General features: G+C 72.0%; 17 protein-coding genes. 5 read left to right on the top strand and 12 right to left on the bottom strand.

Features of this window, described 5'->3' with window-relative positions; all coding sequences use genetic code 11:
- Window positions 1-7 precede the first annotated feature (7 nt).
- Window positions 8-643 (bottom strand): response regulator transcription factor, encoded by a 636-nt coding sequence (locus AB0I21_RS03605; protein ID WP_360558772.1) that lies wholly within the window; start codon window positions 641-643, stop codon window positions 8-10.
- Window positions 640-1,842: a sensor histidine kinase gene (locus AB0I21_RS03610; RefSeq protein WP_360558773.1), complete on the bottom strand. Its 1,203-nt coding sequence runs from the start codon at window positions 1,840-1,842 to the stop codon at window positions 640-642. The genes AB0I21_RS03605 and AB0I21_RS03610 overlap by 4 nt, the downstream gene beginning before the upstream one ends.
- A gap of 202 nt (window positions 1,843-2,044) precedes the next feature.
- Here AB0I21_RS03610 and AB0I21_RS03615 point away from each other — a divergent pair, with 202 nt between their 5' ends.
- Together AB0I21_RS03615 and AB0I21_RS03620 are read left to right on the top strand one after the other, a co-directional pair.
- Window positions 2,045-3,082, top strand: coding sequence for an ABC transporter permease (locus AB0I21_RS03615; RefSeq protein ID WP_360558775.1), 1,038 nt, complete (start codon window positions 2,045-2,047; stop codon window positions 3,080-3,082).
- The gene (locus AB0I21_RS03620) at window positions 3,079-3,762 is read left to right on the top strand and encodes an ABC transporter ATP-binding protein (RefSeq protein ID WP_360558776.1); all 684 of its coding nucleotides are present in this window, start codon (window positions 3,079-3,081) and stop codon (window positions 3,760-3,762) included. Before AB0I21_RS03615 ends, AB0I21_RS03620 begins: the two co-directional genes overlap by 4 nt.
- A 178-nt stretch (window positions 3,763-3,940) precedes the next feature.
- Here the strand turns inward: AB0I21_RS03620 and AB0I21_RS03625 are convergent, their stop codons facing one another.
- The 9 genes from AB0I21_RS03625 to AB0I21_RS03665 all read right to left on the bottom strand — a co-directional run bounded on the left by AB0I21_RS03625 (window position 3,941) and on the right by AB0I21_RS03665 (window position 10,558).
- Window positions 3,941-4,705: a GntR family transcriptional regulator gene (locus AB0I21_RS03625; protein ID WP_344499749.1), complete on the bottom strand. Its 765-nt coding sequence runs from the start codon at window positions 4,703-4,705 to the stop codon at window positions 3,941-3,943.
- Between the two features lie 11 nt (window positions 4,706-4,716).
- Window positions 4,717-5,967: an amidohydrolase family protein gene (locus tag AB0I21_RS03630; protein ID WP_360558778.1), complete on the bottom strand. Its 1,251-nt coding sequence runs from the start codon at window positions 5,965-5,967 to the stop codon at window positions 4,717-4,719.
- 11 nt (window positions 5,968-5,978) lie between these two features.
- Window positions 5,979-6,791: a class II aldolase/adducin family protein gene (locus AB0I21_RS03635; protein ID WP_360558780.1), complete on the bottom strand. Its 813-nt coding sequence runs from the start codon at window positions 6,789-6,791 to the stop codon at window positions 5,979-5,981.
- A gap of 26 nt (window positions 6,792-6,817) precedes the next feature.
- A complete protein-coding gene (locus AB0I21_RS03640; protein ID WP_360558782.1) occupies window positions 6,818-7,123 on the bottom strand; it encodes a hypothetical protein in 306 nt (101 codons plus the stop codon).
- Between the two features lie 133 nt (window positions 7,124-7,256).
- Window positions 7,257-7,478, bottom strand: a complete 222-nt coding sequence (locus AB0I21_RS03645) for a 4Fe-4S dicluster domain-containing protein (protein ID WP_344499742.1) — start codon at window positions 7,476-7,478, stop codon at window positions 7,257-7,259.
- Complete coding sequence (locus tag AB0I21_RS03650) at window positions 7,475-8,185, bottom strand: GntR family transcriptional regulator (protein ID WP_360558783.1); 711 nt, start codon at window positions 8,183-8,185, stop codon at window positions 7,475-7,477. Before AB0I21_RS03650 ends, AB0I21_RS03645 begins: the two co-directional genes overlap by 4 nt.
- Window positions 8,182-8,952: a thiamine pyrophosphate-dependent enzyme gene (locus AB0I21_RS03655; RefSeq protein ID WP_360558785.1), complete on the bottom strand. Its 771-nt coding sequence runs from the start codon at window positions 8,950-8,952 to the stop codon at window positions 8,182-8,184. The genes AB0I21_RS03650 and AB0I21_RS03655 overlap by 4 nt, the downstream gene beginning before the upstream one ends.
- Complete coding sequence (locus AB0I21_RS03660; protein WP_360558787.1) at window positions 8,949-10,010, bottom strand: 3-methyl-2-oxobutanoate dehydrogenase subunit beta; 1,062 nt, start codon at window positions 10,008-10,010, stop codon at window positions 8,949-8,951. The genes AB0I21_RS03655 and AB0I21_RS03660 overlap by 4 nt, the downstream gene beginning before the upstream one ends.
- A complete protein-coding gene (locus tag AB0I21_RS03665) occupies window positions 10,007-10,558 on the bottom strand; it encodes a 2-oxoacid:acceptor oxidoreductase family protein (RefSeq protein WP_360558789.1) in 552 nt (183 codons plus the stop codon). Before AB0I21_RS03665 ends, AB0I21_RS03660 begins: the two co-directional genes overlap by 4 nt.
- A 79-nt stretch (window positions 10,559-10,637) precedes the next feature.
- On the opposite strand from AB0I21_RS03665, the gene AB0I21_RS03670 reads away from it, so the two are divergent.
- Both AB0I21_RS03670 and AB0I21_RS03675 read left to right on the top strand, forming a co-directional pair.
- Window positions 10,638-11,750 (top strand): zinc-binding dehydrogenase, encoded by a 1,113-nt coding sequence (locus AB0I21_RS03670; RefSeq protein WP_360558791.1) that lies wholly within the window; start codon window positions 10,638-10,640, stop codon window positions 11,748-11,750.
- Window positions 11,747-13,165 (top strand): class I adenylate-forming enzyme family protein, encoded by a 1,419-nt coding sequence (locus AB0I21_RS03675; RefSeq protein WP_360558793.1) that lies wholly within the window; start codon window positions 11,747-11,749, stop codon window positions 13,163-13,165. The genes AB0I21_RS03670 and AB0I21_RS03675 overlap by 4 nt, the downstream gene beginning before the upstream one ends.
- A gap of 17 nt (window positions 13,166-13,182) precedes the next feature.
- On the opposite strand, the gene AB0I21_RS03680 is transcribed toward AB0I21_RS03675, so the two are convergent.
- Window positions 13,183-14,769 carry a class I adenylate-forming enzyme family protein gene (locus AB0I21_RS03680; protein ID WP_360558794.1) on the bottom strand — a complete coding sequence of 529 codons (1,587 nt, stop codon included), beginning with the start codon at window positions 14,767-14,769 and terminating at the stop codon, window positions 13,183-13,185.
- Between the two features lie 89 nt (window positions 14,770-14,858).
- Between AB0I21_RS03680 and AB0I21_RS03685 the strand changes: the two genes are divergently transcribed.
- Window positions 14,859-15,482 carry a hypothetical protein gene (locus AB0I21_RS03685; protein ID WP_360558796.1) on the top strand — a complete coding sequence of 208 codons (624 nt, stop codon included), beginning with the start codon at window positions 14,859-14,861 and terminating at the stop codon, window positions 15,480-15,482.
- Window positions 15,483-15,557: the final 75 nt, after the last annotated feature.

The raw sequence follows: 15,557 nt of genomic DNA on the forward strand, positions 1-15,557 counted from the left end.
TGCCGCCTCAGCGGCGGATGAGACCGAGGTTGGTGGCCGTGGCGACCGCGGAGGTGCGGGAGTCGACGCCGAGTTTGAGATAGATGCGGGCCAGGTGCGATTTGACGGTGCCTTCGGTCAGGTGCAGGCGGGCGCCGATCGCCTGGTTGGACAGGCCCTCGGCGACCAGGGTGAGGACTTCGGTTTCGCGGCGGGTCAGTGCGGTGTCGGGTTGACGCAGGCGGTTCATCAGCCGGTCCGCGATGGCGGGGGCGAGGGTGGTGCGGCCGGCTGCGGCGGTGCGTACCGCGGCGGCCAGTTCTTCGGGTGGGGCGTCTTTGAGTAGGTAGGCGGTGGCGCCGGCGGCGATGGCCGGCAGGGTGTCGGCGTCGGTGTCATAGGTCGTCACGATCACCACGCGGGGTGCGGCCGGACGTGCCGTGATCGCGGCGGTGGCTTCGGCGCCGGTCATACCGCCTCTGAATTGCAGATCCATCAGGACGACGTCGATGTCACCGTCGGCGGCCCGGGTGACGGCTTGCTCGGCGGTGACGGCCTCGGCCACCACGACCAAATCGGGTTCGGTTTCCAGGACAGCGCGCAGCCCGGCTCGCACGACGGGGTGGTCATCGGCGACCAGCAGGCGAATCGTCGATCCGGTCATGAGCCGGTCCCGGTGCCAGTGGGGACCTGGACGGCCAGCGCGGTGCCGGCTCCGGTGGTGGCCTCGATGGTGAGGGCGCCGCCGAGCGCGTCGGCGCGGGCGCGCATCGCCGCGAGCCCGAATCCGCCGCCGCTGGGCTCCGTGGCAGCGACCTGGGTGGGGTCGAAGCCGGTGCCGTCGTCGACGATGTCCAGGGCGACCTGGTCGCCCAGGTAGCTGAGGGTGACGTCCACGGTGTCGGCGCTGGCATGCCGGACGACGTTGGACAGGGCGGACTGGGCGATGCGCAGCAGCGCCATCTCGGTCGCGGCTGACAGCGGCACCGGGTCGCCGGTGCGGTGCAGGCGGGCGGTGATCCGGTGCCGTGCGGTCGTGGTGGCGCACAGCTGCTCGAGGGCTTCGACCAGGCCGGCGTCCTCCAGCGCGGGTGGGGTGAGCGCGGCGACGAAGCGGCGGGCCTCGGCGAGGTTGTCCACGGCGGCCTGCCGGGCCTGCGCGACGTGACGAGCGGCGGTCTGCGCGGTGTCGGGCAGCGCGCGTTCCGCGGCACGCAGCAGCAGCTGGATGCTGGACAGCCCTTGGGCCAGGGTGTCGTGGATCTCGCGGGCCAGCCGTTCCCGCTCGGCCAGCACCCCGGCCGAATGCTGGGCCGCGGCCAGATCCGCACGGGTGACGGTCAGCTCCTCGATCAGCTGCCGCCGCCGCTCACTCTCCCGATACAGGGCCTGGTAGCCCCGCACCACAGCGACCGCGACGGCCGCGCCGAGCAGCGGCCCAACCGTGATGGCCAACGTGAGCGCCCCGGCGTGAGCCGCGAATCCGGTGACCGCCACGAGCGCAGTGGCCAGTACCGCGACCACACCGGCTCGGCGCGGTAGCAGGTGCAGTTGCAGGAAATACAGCGGGAACGCCACCCACACTCCGTCCGCGGACAGGGCCAGCAGGACCAGCCACCCCGCGACGACCACGGCCAACCACACCCTGGCCGCCCGGCGCGACGCACGGACCCGCGCGAACCCCACCCCGGCGCCATAGGTCAACGCGAGCACGCTCGCCACCGCGACCACGAGCCACGCGTGCGCGCCGCCGCTGGCGACCGCCCGAGCGGCGGCCAGCACCAGCAGCCCGGCGAGGAGCAGGTGCAGGCACCACAGCAGGCCACGGGCCGTGCGGGGCAGGTGGGACGCGGTCGAAGACATGATCTATTCAGCGTACGGACAGCCACGCCCGGCCGGCCTCTATCAAAAGATGCAAGCCGCATCTGGTCTTGCGGCAGATGCCCGCACCCCCGCTCGGCGGCGACCGTAGACACAGCCGCATTACGTCAACGTGGAAGGGGGCCGGAACACCGTGTACGTCGCATGGCGCGATCTGAAGTTCGCCCGAGGCCGATTCGCTCTCATGGGCGCCGTCATCGTGCTGATCACCCTGCTCGTCGGGCTGCTGTCCGGCCTGACCGCCGGCCTCGGTCAGCAGAACATCTCCGCGATCACCGGCCTGCCCGCCGATCGCATCGCGTTCAACGCCCCCAACCGGGGGCAGGATCTGTCGTACGCCAACTCCACCGTCACCGCCGAGCAATGGCAGCGCTGGGCCCGCACGCCCGGCGTCACCAGCGCCGAACCACTCGGCATCAGCACCACCCGCGCCACCGCCGGCAGCACGACCGTCGCCGTGTCCGTGTTCGGCGTCCAGCCCGGCTCCCCGCTCGCACCGGCCGCCGACCGCATCGACGACCGATCCGTGGTGCTGTCTACCACCGCCGGCGGCGACCTCGGCCTCCACACGGGCGACACCCTCACCCTCGCCGGCCGGAGCCTGACCGTTGCCGCTGTCCGCGGCGACGCCTCCTACAGCCACACCCCGGTCGTCTGGACGAGCCTGGCCACCTGGCGCCTGACCACCCCACCAACCAGCGAGCCGGATCGGGCGACCGCGACTGTGATCGCCCTGACCACGACCAACGGAGCCGACATCACCGCTGGCAACCGAGCCGCCGGCACCCGCACCGTCACCCGCGACGACTCACTGTCCGCAATCGGCTCCTACACCTCCGAAAACGGCTCCCTGCAACTGATGCGCGGCTTCCTGTTCGCCATCTCCGCCCTGGTCATCGGCGCCTTCTTCACCGTCTGGACCATCCAGCGCAGCGGCGACGTCGCCGTCCTCAAAGCCCTCGGCGCCTCCACCGCGAGCCTGCTGCGCGACGCCCTCGGCCAAGCTGCCGTCCTGCTCACCGCGGGCACCCTGACCGGCACCGCCCTCGCCGCCGCAGCCGGCGCGCTCGTCGCCGGCACCACAGTGCCGTTCCTGCTCAGCCCCGCCACCATGCTCGTGCCCGCCTCGATCATGATCATGCTCGGGGTGTTCGGCGCGGCCCTGTCCATCCGCCGGATCACCTCCGTCGACCCGCTGACCGCCCTCGGGAGTGCCCGATGACCCTGACCCTGACCGACGTCACCCTCACCTACCCCGACGGCGACACCCGGCTGACCGCCCTCGACCACGTCACCCTTGACGTGCCTCGCGGCACCCTCGCCGCCGTCGTCGGTCCTTCCGGATCCGGCAAATCCAGCCTGCTCGCCGTCGCCGCCACCCTCATCACCCCGGACAGCGGCACCGTCACTATCGACGGCACCACCGTCAGCAACCTGAAACGCAGCGAGCAAGCCGCCATACGCCGTCGCAGCATCGGCATCGTCTTCCAGCAACCCAACCTGCTGCCCTCACTCACCGCCGCCGAACAACTCCAGGTCATGGCTGTCATCGACGGCCACCGACCCGCCGCCGCCCGCCGCCGCTCCCTCGACCTGCTCGACGCCGTCGGCATGGCCGCCCAAGCCGACCGCCGCCCACACCAGCTGTCCGGCGGCCAACGCCAACGCGTCAACATCGCCCGCGCCCTCATGAACAACCCCACCGTCCTGCTCATCGACGAACCCACCAGCGCCCTAGACCACGAACGCGGCGCCACCATCATCGAGCTGATCACCCAGCTCACCCACCAGCAAGCCACCGCCACCGTCCTCGTCACCCACGACCGCACCCACCTCACCGCCGCCGACCAGATCACCGAGGTCCGCGACGGCCGCCTTCTTGCTTTGACACGCTCGGAGTAGCCGATCCAGCGAAGACAACATCTTCGCAACCCCCTGTTTCGACGGAGCGGTGATTACCTGCTTCCGGTCGGGGCAGGGGGGAGGTTATCTGGCTCGGTCTGGGCATGCCAGGCGGTCTCGTATTCGTCGGGGCTGAGGTAGCCGAGTTCGCGTTGGATGCGAAAAACCGTTACCTCCACTACCCGCGTGGCTGCCGGCGGATCAGGGCCGCGTCGATGACGGCGGACGGGCCGGCCGGGCTGGGGTTGCGCTGCGCGGACGTCAGGTGCTCGGTGACGAGCCGGTGCACCTCGTCGGCGGCGCCCTGCTCGATGAGGGCGAGGATCCGGCCGTGCACCTCGCCGGCCGCGCGGCGTTCGCGCAGTGGCACGCCAGTGGTCTCCCGGATGCGGGTGGCCCAGTCCTGCTCGTGACTGGACCACAGGGCTTCCAGCGCCCCGGCGAGCACGATCAGCGGCGGGTTGCCGCACAGGCCGACGAGGGCCTCGTGGAAGCGGCGGGACACGCCGACGACCTCGACCAGGTCGTCGATGCGGGCCAGATACTCCTCGTGCAGCGCCCGCAGCCGCGGGACCACGGTGTCGGCCCGGTCGGGCCGGCCGGCGCACAGGGCGGCGCAGGCCGGCTCGACGTGGCGGAGCGCGGTGGCGACGTCGTCGATGCCGACGCGTTGCGCGGCGAGGACGAGGCCGAGGTTGTAGCCGAGGTTCGCCGGGGAGGGCCGGTGCACGACCGCACCGCCGAGCCGTCCCCGGCGGACCGTGATCAGGCCTTCCGCCTCCAGGATGCGCATCGCCTCGCGGAACGTCGGCATGCTCACCGGGTAGCGCTGGATGAGTTCCTCCGACTTGGGCAGCGGGGCGCCGTCTGCGAGCTCACCGCGCACGATCTGGCCGCGGATGTGATCGGCCACCTGCTCGGCGAGCCGGTCGGCTGAGACCATGAAGGCGGAGTCTAGTAGGCGTCCGGGTCGTCCTGGACCGCGGGTGGGACCGGGTGCCGGTATACCCTGGACGCGTTCTCCCAGGTCATCTTGCGCACGTCGGCGTCGGGCAGGCCACCGATCTCCTCCTCGATGGTGCGCTGGGTGTGCGGCCAGGTCGAGTCGCAGTGCGGGTAGTCCTGCTCGAGGAAGATGTGGTCGACGCCGATGACGTCGCGCAGCGCGAAGGACGACGGGTCCTCGACCGCGCAGAAGTAGAAGTTGCGCAGCAGCACCTCGGCTGGGGTCAGGTCGATGCCCTTCCAGGTGCCGTACATCTCGTGGTAGCTCAGCATGTGGTTGAGCCGGTCGACGAGGCCGGGCACCCAGCCGATGCCGCCCTCCGACAGCACGATCTTGATGTCGGGGAACCGCACCGGGATACGGGAGTACAACCAGTCCACGGCGGAGAACATCGAGTACCCGAAGAACAGCACGCCGACGACGTCCGGCGGGGCGTCCGGGGCGGTGGACGGCGAGGTTCCCGACGAGCCGATGTGCAGGTTGATGACGGTGCCGGTCTCCTCGCAGGCGCGCATGATCGGGTCCCAGTGCCCGGTGTGCAGCGACGGCATGCCGAGCAGGTGCGGTGCCTCGGTGAAGGTGACGGCCTTGAACCCGCGCTCGGCGTTACGGTAGATCTCCTGGGCGCCGACCTCGGGGTCCAGGAAGTACGGCAGCTGGCAGGGGATCATGCGGTCCGGGTAGGCGCCGGACCACGCCTCGATGTTCCAGTCGTTCCAGGCGCGGGTGGCGGCGAGGGCCAGCTCGGTGTCCTTCGTGGACAGTTGCAGGCGCTGGCCGGCGAAGCCGGGCAGGAACGACGGGAAGCACAGCGAGGCGTACACGCCGCTGAGGTCCATGTCCTTGATGCGTTCGTGGATGTCCCACGAGCCGCGGCGCATGTCGTCGAAGCGGCTCGGTTCCATGCTGTACTCGTCGACCGGCCGGCCGACGACAGCGTTGAAGCCGACGTTCGGGAACTCCTTGCCGTCGTAGATCCAGACGTGGCTGCCGTCCTGTTCGACGACCCGGGGCGTCTGCTCGGCGAACTTCGCCGGCATGCGGCCCTCGAACGCGTCGGGCGGCTCGACGATGTGGTCGTCGACGGAGATGAACGTGTACTTGCGGGGCTGGCGGGGCGGGTCGGGCAGGAAGGTCACCTTCGACCGGTCGGCGATGGTGAACGAACTGTTCTGCAGTAACTCGTCGATCGATGCCATGACGTTGCCTTTCAGTCCAGTACTTCGGGCTCGCGGCGCAGCAGTGAGCGCACGGCGCCGGCCCAGAACACGTCGGTGCCGCGCTCCAGCAGTGACTTCTTCATGCCGTGCCGCAGGCCGGGGGCGATCTCCAGGGGGTCGCGGCCGAGCAGCATGACGTCGTAGGCGAGGCGGCAGGCACGGTCGATGCTCGCCGAGCGGTATGTCGCCTCCTGGATCGTCGGGGCGGTGACGATGATGCCGTGGCTGGCGAGGATGACCACGGAGCTGTCCCCGATCCGGCGGGCCAGGTCGGCGCCGAGCGCGGCGTCGTCGACCTCGCCGGTGTATTCGTGCACGAACGCGAGGTCGCCGTCGTACATGCACCCGGTCTGGTGCACGATTTGCGGCAGCACCCCGATCGCGGCGAGCACGGTGACGTAGTACGGGTGGTTGTGCACGACGACCCTGGCGTCGGGCCGGACCCGGTGCAGTTCGGTGTGGATGTGGATGGCCGGGGTGACGTCCCACCGGCCGTCCAGGACGGTGCCGTCCCGGTCGACCACGCACAGGTCGGACGCGGAGATCTCCTCCCACCACAGGCCCCACGGGTTGACCCACATGGCACCTTCGGTGCCGCCTGGGCCGTCTTTGACCATGGTGATGTGGCCGGCGATGTTCTCGCTGAAGCCGCTGTTCCCCAGGATGCGGAACGCGCAGGCCAGGGCCTGCCGGTCGGTGAGGTCGACGCCGATCGGCGGGGTGATACGGGGCGACCAGGTGGCGGTCCCGCCGTCGCGCATGGGCGCGTCGGTCGAGCCGGGCGGTGCTGTCGTGAGTGTCACGGCTCACCTCCAAATCTTTTAGAAGATTAAGCCGCACTCCGCCCGCAAATCAAGCAATCGCTTGGTTGGATTCGCCTCGCCACCGACGTGGCGCCGCCCAAGGCGGCAGCATGACCACCCGGTGGATCGCCGGTCTGCTGGGACCACCGATCCACCGGGTGGACGACGTGTTCATCAAGCCCCGCGGGCCAGCGCTCCTTGGCGCAGATGACGACGCCCTTGCCGCCGGGCTGTTCGCGCCGGTAGTCGAAGGTGGCGTCCGGCCACCGGGCGCAGATGATCGAGACGTCCCTGGCGTCCTCGTCGGCGCGGTTCTCGACCCGGCCGAGCACGACGTACCGCGCGCCGGTGGACCCGCAGTCGGCCGTCTCGGACGTCGACGGGGTGGGTTTCCTCAGGCAGTCACCGGCGTCGGGGGCGGCCGGCTCTCCAACAACTGACCGTCCGTCGGGAGCCCCGCCGCGCTCACGCGGGCGGCGGGGTGTATCGGTAGACGGCGATGACGAAGTCGGGGCAGACGATCTGGCAGGCGGTACATCCAGTGCAGCCGTCGTGCAGCTCCGGATACCGGTAGCCCTGCTCGTTGACGGTCGCGGACATGCTCAGCACGCTGGGTGGGCAGGCGGCCAGGCACAGCTCGCAGCCCTTGCAGCGGTCGGTGTCGATGACGAGGGTGCCACGGCTCACGGGGTCGTTCCCTTCAGGACGGCCGCCGCGTCCGTCCACTCTGCACCGTCCACGACGGACGGTGGGAAGACGCCGCGGCGGCGCAGCGCGGCGACGGCGTTGTCGGCGGTGAGGCGCAGGTGCGCGAGGGCCGCAGCGCCGGCGGCGTCGGGGTCCCCGTCGCGGATCGCGGCGTATTCGGCGTGCAGGGCGGCGCGCTCGGCCGGCAGGGCGTCGTCGATGGAGAACCGGGCCGCGGCCGGGACCAGGCCGCTGAACGTGCGCAGCAGCGCCCGCAGGTGGTTGCGGGCGCCGGCGACGTTGACGACCCGGCGGAACTCGCGGGCCAGGGACTCGAATTCGGCCGGGTCGTCGCAGCCGGCCAGGCTCTCGTCGAGCTTGCCCAGAGCCTCCACGACCGCCGGGTCGCGGCGCGCGGCGACGCGGCGGTTGGTCAACGCGCTGAGCATGCCGTAGAGCTCGAACGCCTCCCGGACGGTGGCGTCGTCGAACTCCGCGACGAACGCCCGCTTGTAGTGGGCGCGTTCGACGAGACCGTCGCGCTCGAGCTGGATGAGGCCCTCGCGGACCGGCACCCGGCTCACGCCGAGCCGCGAAGCGATCTCGTCGAGGTCGAGACGCTGGCCGCTGCGCAGCTCACCGGCGAACAACAGGTCCAGCACGTGCGCCGCGACCGCCTCGCTGGTGTTGGCCCGCTGCAGCTTCACCGGGTCACCAGCTCGCCGATGCCGTACGTCTGCTCCATGGTGCCCTGCTGATACGACGGTCCTTCGGCGGTCGGCACGAACCAGCCGGTCGGGCACATGGTGAGGATCTCCACCAGGCTGAACCCGCCGCCGGCGAGCTGCGTCTCGAACGCCTTGCGCAGCATCCGTTTCGCCTGCAGCACCCCACCGGCGCTGGAGACGGCGCCGCGGGCGACGTAGCCGACGCCCTGCAGCGACGCGACCAGGTCGGCGACCGGGATCGGGTAGCCGTGGGTGTCCGGGTCGCGCCCGTCGATGCTGGTCTTGGTGCGCTGGCCGAGGACGGTGGTGGCGGTCTGCTGGCCGCCGGTGTCGCCGAAGACCCCGTTGTTGAGCATCACGCAGGTGATGTTCTCACCGCGGGCGGCGGCGTGCAGCACCTCCTGCAGCCCTTCGTTGGCCATGTCCCCGTCGCCCTGCAGGGTGAACACGGCGACGCCGGGGCGGACCCGTTTGATGCCGGTGGCGCACGCCGGGGCTCGGCCGTGCAGGCACTGCAGGACGTCGACGTCCATGATGCGCACGAAGCTGCCGTAGCAGCCGTGCCCGACGACGCCGATGCTGCGCTGCACGATGTCGAGCTCCTGCAGCACCTCCAGCAGGATCCGCAGGGCGACGGGCTCGCCGCAGCCGGGGCACAGCGAGTGCTCGCCGAGCAGGAGACTGGGCTTGAAGTCGGCGACCTGTTTCGCTGGGACGGCGGGCGGCCCGGACGTGTCGATGATCATGTCGCACCTAGGATTCGTTCGCGGATCACGGGGGCGTCGAGCAGGGGACCGTAGGAGAGCCCGGACTCGGCGATGCTGACCCCGCCGACGAACCGGACGGCGTCGCGGTCGGCGGCGTGGATGCGCACGTCGTCGAGCATCTGCCCGGCGTTGAGCTCGAAGACCAGGACGTTGCGGGCGCCGGTGGTGGCACGGCGCAGCGCGGCGCCGGGAAACGGCCACAGGGTGACGGGCCGGAACCAGCCGATGCGGTGGCCTTCGGCGCGCAGCTCGGTCACGACGTGCTCGACGAACTTCGCCGCCGTGCCGAACGCCACCACGACGGTCTCGGCGTCGTCCACCATGGACTCCTCGTGGCGCTGCTCCTCCGCGGCGATCCGGTCGAACTTGTCGGCGACCGCGCGCCAGTGCCCGTCGGGGCCGGGCCCGGGGTCGTTGGCCTTGCCCATCGCCCAGGTCCAGATCTGGCGGCTGCGGCCGGTGCCGCCGCCGGTGCCGTCCAGCGCCCAGTCCTTGGCCGGCAGCGGGCCGAAGTCGAGGGCCTGGACGTCGACGCCGACGCGGGTTTGCGCGAGCAGCGGGTCGCCGTACAGCATGACCGGCGCGCGGTGCTTGTCGGCGAGGTGGAACAGCAGCTGGGTGTGCTCGACGGCCTCCGGGACGTCCTTCGGGGCGAGGGTGATCGTGCGGTAGTCGCCCCAGCCGCCGCCGCGGGTGGCCTGGAAGTAGTCCTGCTGGTTGCGGGCCAGGTTGAACACGACGAACGGGGTCTCGTTGAGCGCGGCCTCGGCGATCGCCTCCTGCATCAGCGCGATGCCCTGCCCGCACGAGCCGGTCGCGGCGCGGGCTCCGGCCGCGGCGGCGCCGAGGGTCATGTTGACGCCTTCGATCTCGCTCTCCGCGTTGAGGCAGACCCCGCCGGCCTTGGGCAGCCGCCGTGACATCTCCTCCAGCAGGCCGGTGAACGGTGACATCGGGTAGCCGGTGAAGAACCGGCACCCGGCGGCGATCGCCGCCTCAGCCATGGCGGCCCCGCCGTCGAGCAGCTCCAGGCTCATGCCACACCGGCCCGCACGGTCAGGGCACCCGCCTCGAGGGCGCGCGCGTTGGCGGGGGCGTGCTGCTGCCGGTAGGGAGGCAGCAGTTCCTCCATCGCGGCGACCAGCGACGCCGCCGCCACCATCGTGGTGAGGGCGTTGTAGGCGCCGAGGAGGACGAACCCGGACGCGTTAGGCGCGCCGCAGTCCTTGGCCGCGGCCATCGCGTCGACGGCGAAGACCCGCAGGTCGGCGCGGAAGCTGTCGGGGTCGACGAGCGGGGTGTTGGCCACGACGAGGCCGCCGGGTCGGAGCCGGTCCTGCACGCCCTCGGCGAAGCGATGGTGGGCGAAGATCGCGGACCAGGCTGACGGCAGGATCGGCAGGGCGTGCAGTGGGGCGTCGCCGACGACGACGCCGGCCTTGGACGGCCCGCCGCGCATCTCGCCGCCGTAGTCCGCGGCGAGCATCGCATAGCGCCCCTCCCGGGTGGCGGCGAGGGCGAGGGTCTTCGCGAGCAGCTGGATGCCCTGCCCGCCGACCCCGGTGACGATGAGCTCCCGCTCCATCCGAGCCTCCCTTGACGAGATTTGAATATTGAATACAAAATCTAACCGCACCGTCAAGCACGGCCGAGGAGAGCATGAGATGCGGGCACTGGTACTGCACGGCTTCGGCGATCCGACCGTCGAGGAGGTCCCGGACCCGGTCCCCGGGCCGGACGAGGTCGTCATCGACGTCGCCTGCGTCCAGCCGAGCGTCACCGAGTGCATGCTCATCGCCGGTGACCCGGTCGCCATGCACGACGTCCTCGCCGCCCGGCTCGCCGCCGGGCCGACCCGCTTCGGCGGCCACGAGTTCGCCGGGGTCATCAGCATCGCCGGGCCGGGAAGCGGGCACGCGGTCGGGGACCGGGTGACCGCCGTCGAGACGGCCGCGTGCGGCACCTGCGCCGCCTGCCGCCGGGACCGCCCGGACGCCTGCCCCTCCCCCGGTGTGCTCGGCTTCACCCGGGCGGGGGCGTTCGCCGAGCGGGTCGCCGTGCCGGCGAAGTCGGTCGTCACCGTCCCGGACGGGGTCACCGCGGCGCAGGCCGCCGCCGTGCAGCCCCTCGCAGGCGCGCTGCACGGGCACGCCATCGCCGAGGTGCGGCCCGGCGACAGCGTCCTCATCCTCGGCGCCGGCGTGATGGGTGTGCTGCACACGCAGGTGGCCCGGCACGGCGGCGCCGGCCTGATCATCGTCACCGGCCGCAGCCCCGCCAAGCGGCGGCTCGCTCTCGCGGCCGGTGCCGATGCAGTCATCGACGCGACCGAGGACGTCCACGCCGCGGTCCTGGAGGCGACCGGCGGCATCGGCGCCGACGTGGTCTTCGAGACGGCGGGCGGCATGCCGAGCGCCGGACTCGCCGGCACGTCCACCTTGGACCTGGCCGCCCGATGCGTGCGGCGCGGCGGGCGGATCGTCATGGTCGCGGTCCTGCCCCGGCACGCGAGCGCACCGCTGGGCCTGCTGCGGGAGCGTGCCGTGGCACTGCTGCACCCGCGGTCCGGCGCGGGCGGCTACTCCCCCGGCGGCGGCGCGTTCGAGCAGGCGCTGCGCCTGGTGCGCCGCGGCGACGTCGACCTCGACTGCCTGGTGACGCACCGGCTCGACGGCGTCGACGCGCTGCCGAAGGCCCTGGAGATCACCCGCGACAAGGCGGCGCACGCCGCAGCCGGCCCCGCACAGGTCAGCATCGGCCCTTGGGACGCCGCATGAGCCTGCTGATCGGGGACATCGTCACGCTTGCCGCGCTCACCGCCCCTGGACGGACCGCTGCCACCCTCGGCGCGGAGGCGGTGACGTTCGCGGAGCTTGACGTCGCCGCGAACCGGACCGCGAACGCCCTCGCCGCCCGCGGGGTCGGCACCGGCGACATCGTGCTGTGGTGCGCGACGCCCACCCTGCGCTCCCTGGACGTGTTCGTCGCCTGCGCGCGGCTCGGCGCGGTGTTCGCCCCGCTGAACCCTGCCCTGCCGGTGCACGAACGCGACGCGGTCCGCCGGTACCTCGACCCCCGGCTCGTGCTGTCGGACCTCGCGTTCGGCGAGGCGGGAGTCGTACACCACGAAACCCTCGGCAACGGCTCCAGCGTCTGGGACCGGCGGCCGGTGGACGACGCGGCGCCGCACATCGTGTACCTGACCAGCGGTAGCACCGGCACACCGAAGGGCGCCCTGGTCAGCCACCGGGCGAGCTGGCTGCGTGCGGCACCCGGCGGCGGCACGTTCACCAGCGGCCTGCGCGGGCACGGCGGCGTGGTGTGCACGTTCCCGCTGTACCACTACGGCGGCTGGCACTACGTGATGGAGGCCTGGCAGCACCGCACCGCCGTGCACCTGGTGCGCCGCGCCGACGCCGTCGAGGTGATCGACGTGGTCCGCCGGCAGCGCCCCTCGGCGCTGTACTGCATCCCGGCGGTCTGGGAACGTCTGCTGGACCGGGAGCACCGCGCCGCCGACCTGCGCTCGCTCCTGCACGCCGACACCGGCACGTCCAGCGTCGCCGCGGACCTCGTCGAACGGATCAAGGCCAGGCTGCCCGGCACGACCACCACGATCCTGTACGGCTCCACCGAGGCCGGCCGGATGGCGGCACTGCACGACTGGGATCTGGCCCGCAAGCCCGGCAGCGTCGGGCGGGCCGCGACCCCGAACGCCTTGTGGCTGGCCGCCGACGGCGAGGTCTGCGTCGAAGGCCCCGCGCTGATGAACGGCTACCTCGGCGCCGACCCGCTCACCGGCGAGTACCGCTCCGGCGACCTCGGCCGCCTCGACGAGGACGGCTACCTGTTCCTGACCGGCCGCACCCGCGAGGTGATCCGCACCGGCGGCGAGTCGGTCGGTCCGGCGGAGGTCGAGCACGCGCTCCGCGACCTGCCGGGCGTGCTCGACGTGGCGGTCGTCGGCCTGCCCGACGACCGGTGGGGCGAGGTCGTCTGCGCGGTGTTCGTGGTCCCCGACGACTGCCCGCCGCCGACGGTGGCCCAGGTGCGGTCGCATGTGGAGGGCCGGCTCGCCGGGTTCAAGGTGCCCCGCCGAGTCGCGACGACCAGCACGATCCCCCGCACCCCCGCGACCGGCCAGATCCAGCGCGGCCGCCTGCGCGATCTGCTCACCGACCCGAAGGCCTGACGGCCCGGCAACGCCTTTCAGGCCCGCAGGCGCTGGCGGAGCTGGGCCTTGGCGACCTTGCCACCGGAGCCGCGGGGCAGGTCCGGCACGATCTCCAGGCGCTCCGGCCAGTTGTCCCGGGACACCCCGCGCGCGTCGAGGTGCTGGCGGAGCCCGTCGAGGTCGAGGGTCTCCGCGTCTCGCAGCACGACGAAGGCGCAGACCCGCTCGCCGAATGTCGGGTCCGGCACTGCCACCGCGGCGACCATGGCGACCGCGGGGTGCGAGCCGACGTGGTCCTCGACAGCGGCGGCGCTGATGTTCTTGCCGCCGCGGATGATGAAGTCGGACTTGCGGTCCACGACCCGCAGGTAGCCGTCGGCGTCGATGGTGCAGATGTCGCCGGTGAGCATCCAGCCGTCGGCCGTGAACAGCGCCTCGTTGGCGGCCGGGTCGGCGAAGTAGCCCAGGCACGTGGCGGGGCCGGCGCACGCGGCCTGGCCGGGGCCGCCGGCGGCGGTGACGTCGGTGCCGTCCTCGGCGAACAGCCGCACCCGCATCGCGTCGATGACCTTCCCGGCGGTGCGCAGCCGCTGGTCGGTGGTGTCGGTGACCGAGGTCCGCGACAGCGCGCCGGTCTCGTTGGAGCCGAAGAACTGCAACACTCTGGCGCCGGTGCGGCGTTCGAACTCGGCGGCCCGCTCGAACGGCACGGCCTCGCCGCCGGTGAACATGACCCGCAGCGACGACAGGTCCACGTCCGAGGCGACCGGCGAGTTGAGCATCATGATGAACTGGGTGCTGACGCAGCACACGACGGTGACCCGCTCGCGCTCGATGAGGCGCAGCGCCTCGTCGGCGGAGAAGCGGGGCATGACCACGGTCGGGGCGCCCAGCAGCGTGGGGGTGAAGTTGGCGGTCCACTGCGCGAAGCCGTAGGGCGCCGGGATCAGCGTCAGGAACACGTCGTCGGGGCGCAGGTCGCCACACTCGACGGCGAGCTCGTGGTAGTAGAACCAGCGGTCCTGGTTGTGCACCACGCATTTGGGCATGCCGGTCGTGCCGGACGTCGAGTTCAGCAGGTGGATCTCGTCGCGGCGCAGCTCGTGCGCCCCTTTCGGCGCGACCGTGCCGTCCTCGAGTTTCTGGATTTCGAGGTGTACGACGATGCCGAGCCCCTCCACGAGTGCGGCGACCGGCTCGTCGCGGTGCCGGGCCAGACTGACGAGCGCGGTGGCACCCCCGACGGTGAGCAGGTGCCGGACCTCCAGACGGGCCGCCCGCGGGCCGATCGCGACGACGATCATGCCGGCCTTCATCGCGGCGAGGTACACGACGTGCACCTCGACGCCATCGGGCAGCAGGACCCCGACGCGGGTGCCGCGCGGGAGCCCGGCGTCGGCGAGCCGCTGCGCGAAGGCGGTGGAGCGGGCGTCGAACTGCGCCCAGGTGAGCCGGTCGTCGCCGGCGACGAAGGCGATGCCGTCCGGTTGCGCCGCGGCGTGCCGGCGGACGGTGTCGGGCAGCGTCTCGCCGTCCCGCACCTCGGCGAGACGGTCGGCGACGTAGCGCTCGTGGACGCTGCCGGGCGCCGGTGCGGCTCCGGCGGGGAACAGGTCGTGCACGAAGAACCCCCAAGACCTCTACCAAACAAGCGCTTGGTTGTGCCATTCTGTTCCTGGCCCTTCGAGCATGTCAAGGTAGGGAGCGCCGCGTGCCGGACCTCTGGACTGCCCCCGCCGGTACCCCGGCGGACCTTCGCATCCTGCCGTTACTGCCCATCCCGGCGGACGCCCACGTGGAGCAGCTCATCTGGCACGGCGACCCAACGGGTCACGGCGACGACCCGCTGCGGCTCACCTCCATGGAGGGTGCGACCGGCGGCCGGGTGGTGATGCTGCGGCTGGTGCGGGGTGAGCGGCTCGTCGCCGACCTCCGCGTGCGCCACGGCGCCCCCCGCGACGAGGCACCGCACCGGCTGCTGCGCACCGACCTCGGCCCGGGCGCCTCCCGCACCCGCACGTTCACGGTCACCGCGGACCAGACCACCGACCACGTCCCGGACACCGAGCCGGTGCTGAGCACACCGGCGCTCATCGCCTGCCTGGAGGACACCGCCGCCGACGTCCTGCGCCCGTATTTCGCGCCGGCAACCGCGTCACTGGGCACCTGGATCGGGGTGCGCCACACCGGCCCGGCCCGCACCGGCCAGCAGTTCGTGGTGACGGCCGTCCTCGCCGACGTCCGCGGCCGGCGCTACCTCTTCGACGTGCACGCCACCCTCGACGGCCGCCCCATCGGTGACGGCCAGGTGGCCCAGACCCTCATCAGGCACTGAAGCTGACCTACCTGGGCCGGCTTCACCGCCGCCCGGTAACGCGTCGTTGTCCTGACCGGCTCCCACCTCCCGCAG

Origin of the sequence: Dactylosporangium sp. NPDC050588, assembly GCF_040654975.1 — a bacterium.
GTDB classification, from domain to species: Bacteria; Actinomycetota; Actinomycetes; order Mycobacteriales; family Micromonosporaceae; genus Dactylosporangium; species Dactylosporangium maewongense.

Excerpts from the sequence above, each read along its gene's own strand:
- AB0I21_RS03605 (WP_360558772.1), bottom strand. The coding sequence starts at position 643 with ATGACCGGATCGACGATTCGCCTGCTGGTCGCCGATGACCACCCCGTC.
- AB0I21_RS03610 (WP_360558773.1), bottom strand. The coding sequence starts at position 1,842 with ATGTCTTCGACCGCGTCCCACCTGCCCCGCACGGCCCGTGGCCTGCTG.
- AB0I21_RS03615 (WP_360558775.1), top strand. The coding sequence starts at position 2,045 with ATGGGCGCCGTCATCGTGCTGATCACCCTGCTCGTCGGGCTGCTGTCC.
- AB0I21_RS03620 (WP_360558776.1), top strand. The coding sequence starts at position 3,079 with ATGACCCTGACCCTGACCGACGTCACCCTCACCTACCCCGACGGCGAC.
- AB0I21_RS03625 (WP_344499749.1), bottom strand. The coding sequence starts at position 4,705 with ATGGTCTCAGCCGACCGGCTCGCCGAGCAGGTGGCCGATCACATCCGC.
- AB0I21_RS03630 (WP_360558778.1), bottom strand. The coding sequence starts at position 5,967 with ATGGCATCGATCGACGAGTTACTGCAGAACAGTTCGTTCACCATCGCC.
- AB0I21_RS03655 (WP_360558785.1), bottom strand. The coding sequence starts at position 8,952 with ATGATCATCGACACGTCCGGGCCGCCCGCCGTCCCAGCGAAACAGGTC.
- AB0I21_RS03660 (WP_360558787.1), bottom strand. The coding sequence starts at position 10,010 with ATGAGCCTGGAGCTGCTCGACGGCGGGGCCGCCATGGCTGAGGCGGCG.
- AB0I21_RS03665 (WP_360558789.1), bottom strand. The coding sequence starts at position 10,558 with ATGGAGCGGGAGCTCATCGTCACCGGGGTCGGCGGGCAGGGCATCCAG.
- AB0I21_RS03670 (WP_360558791.1), top strand. The coding sequence starts at position 10,638 with ATGCGGGCACTGGTACTGCACGGCTTCGGCGATCCGACCGTCGAGGAG.
- AB0I21_RS03675 (WP_360558793.1), top strand. The coding sequence starts at position 11,747 with ATGAGCCTGCTGATCGGGGACATCGTCACGCTTGCCGCGCTCACCGCC.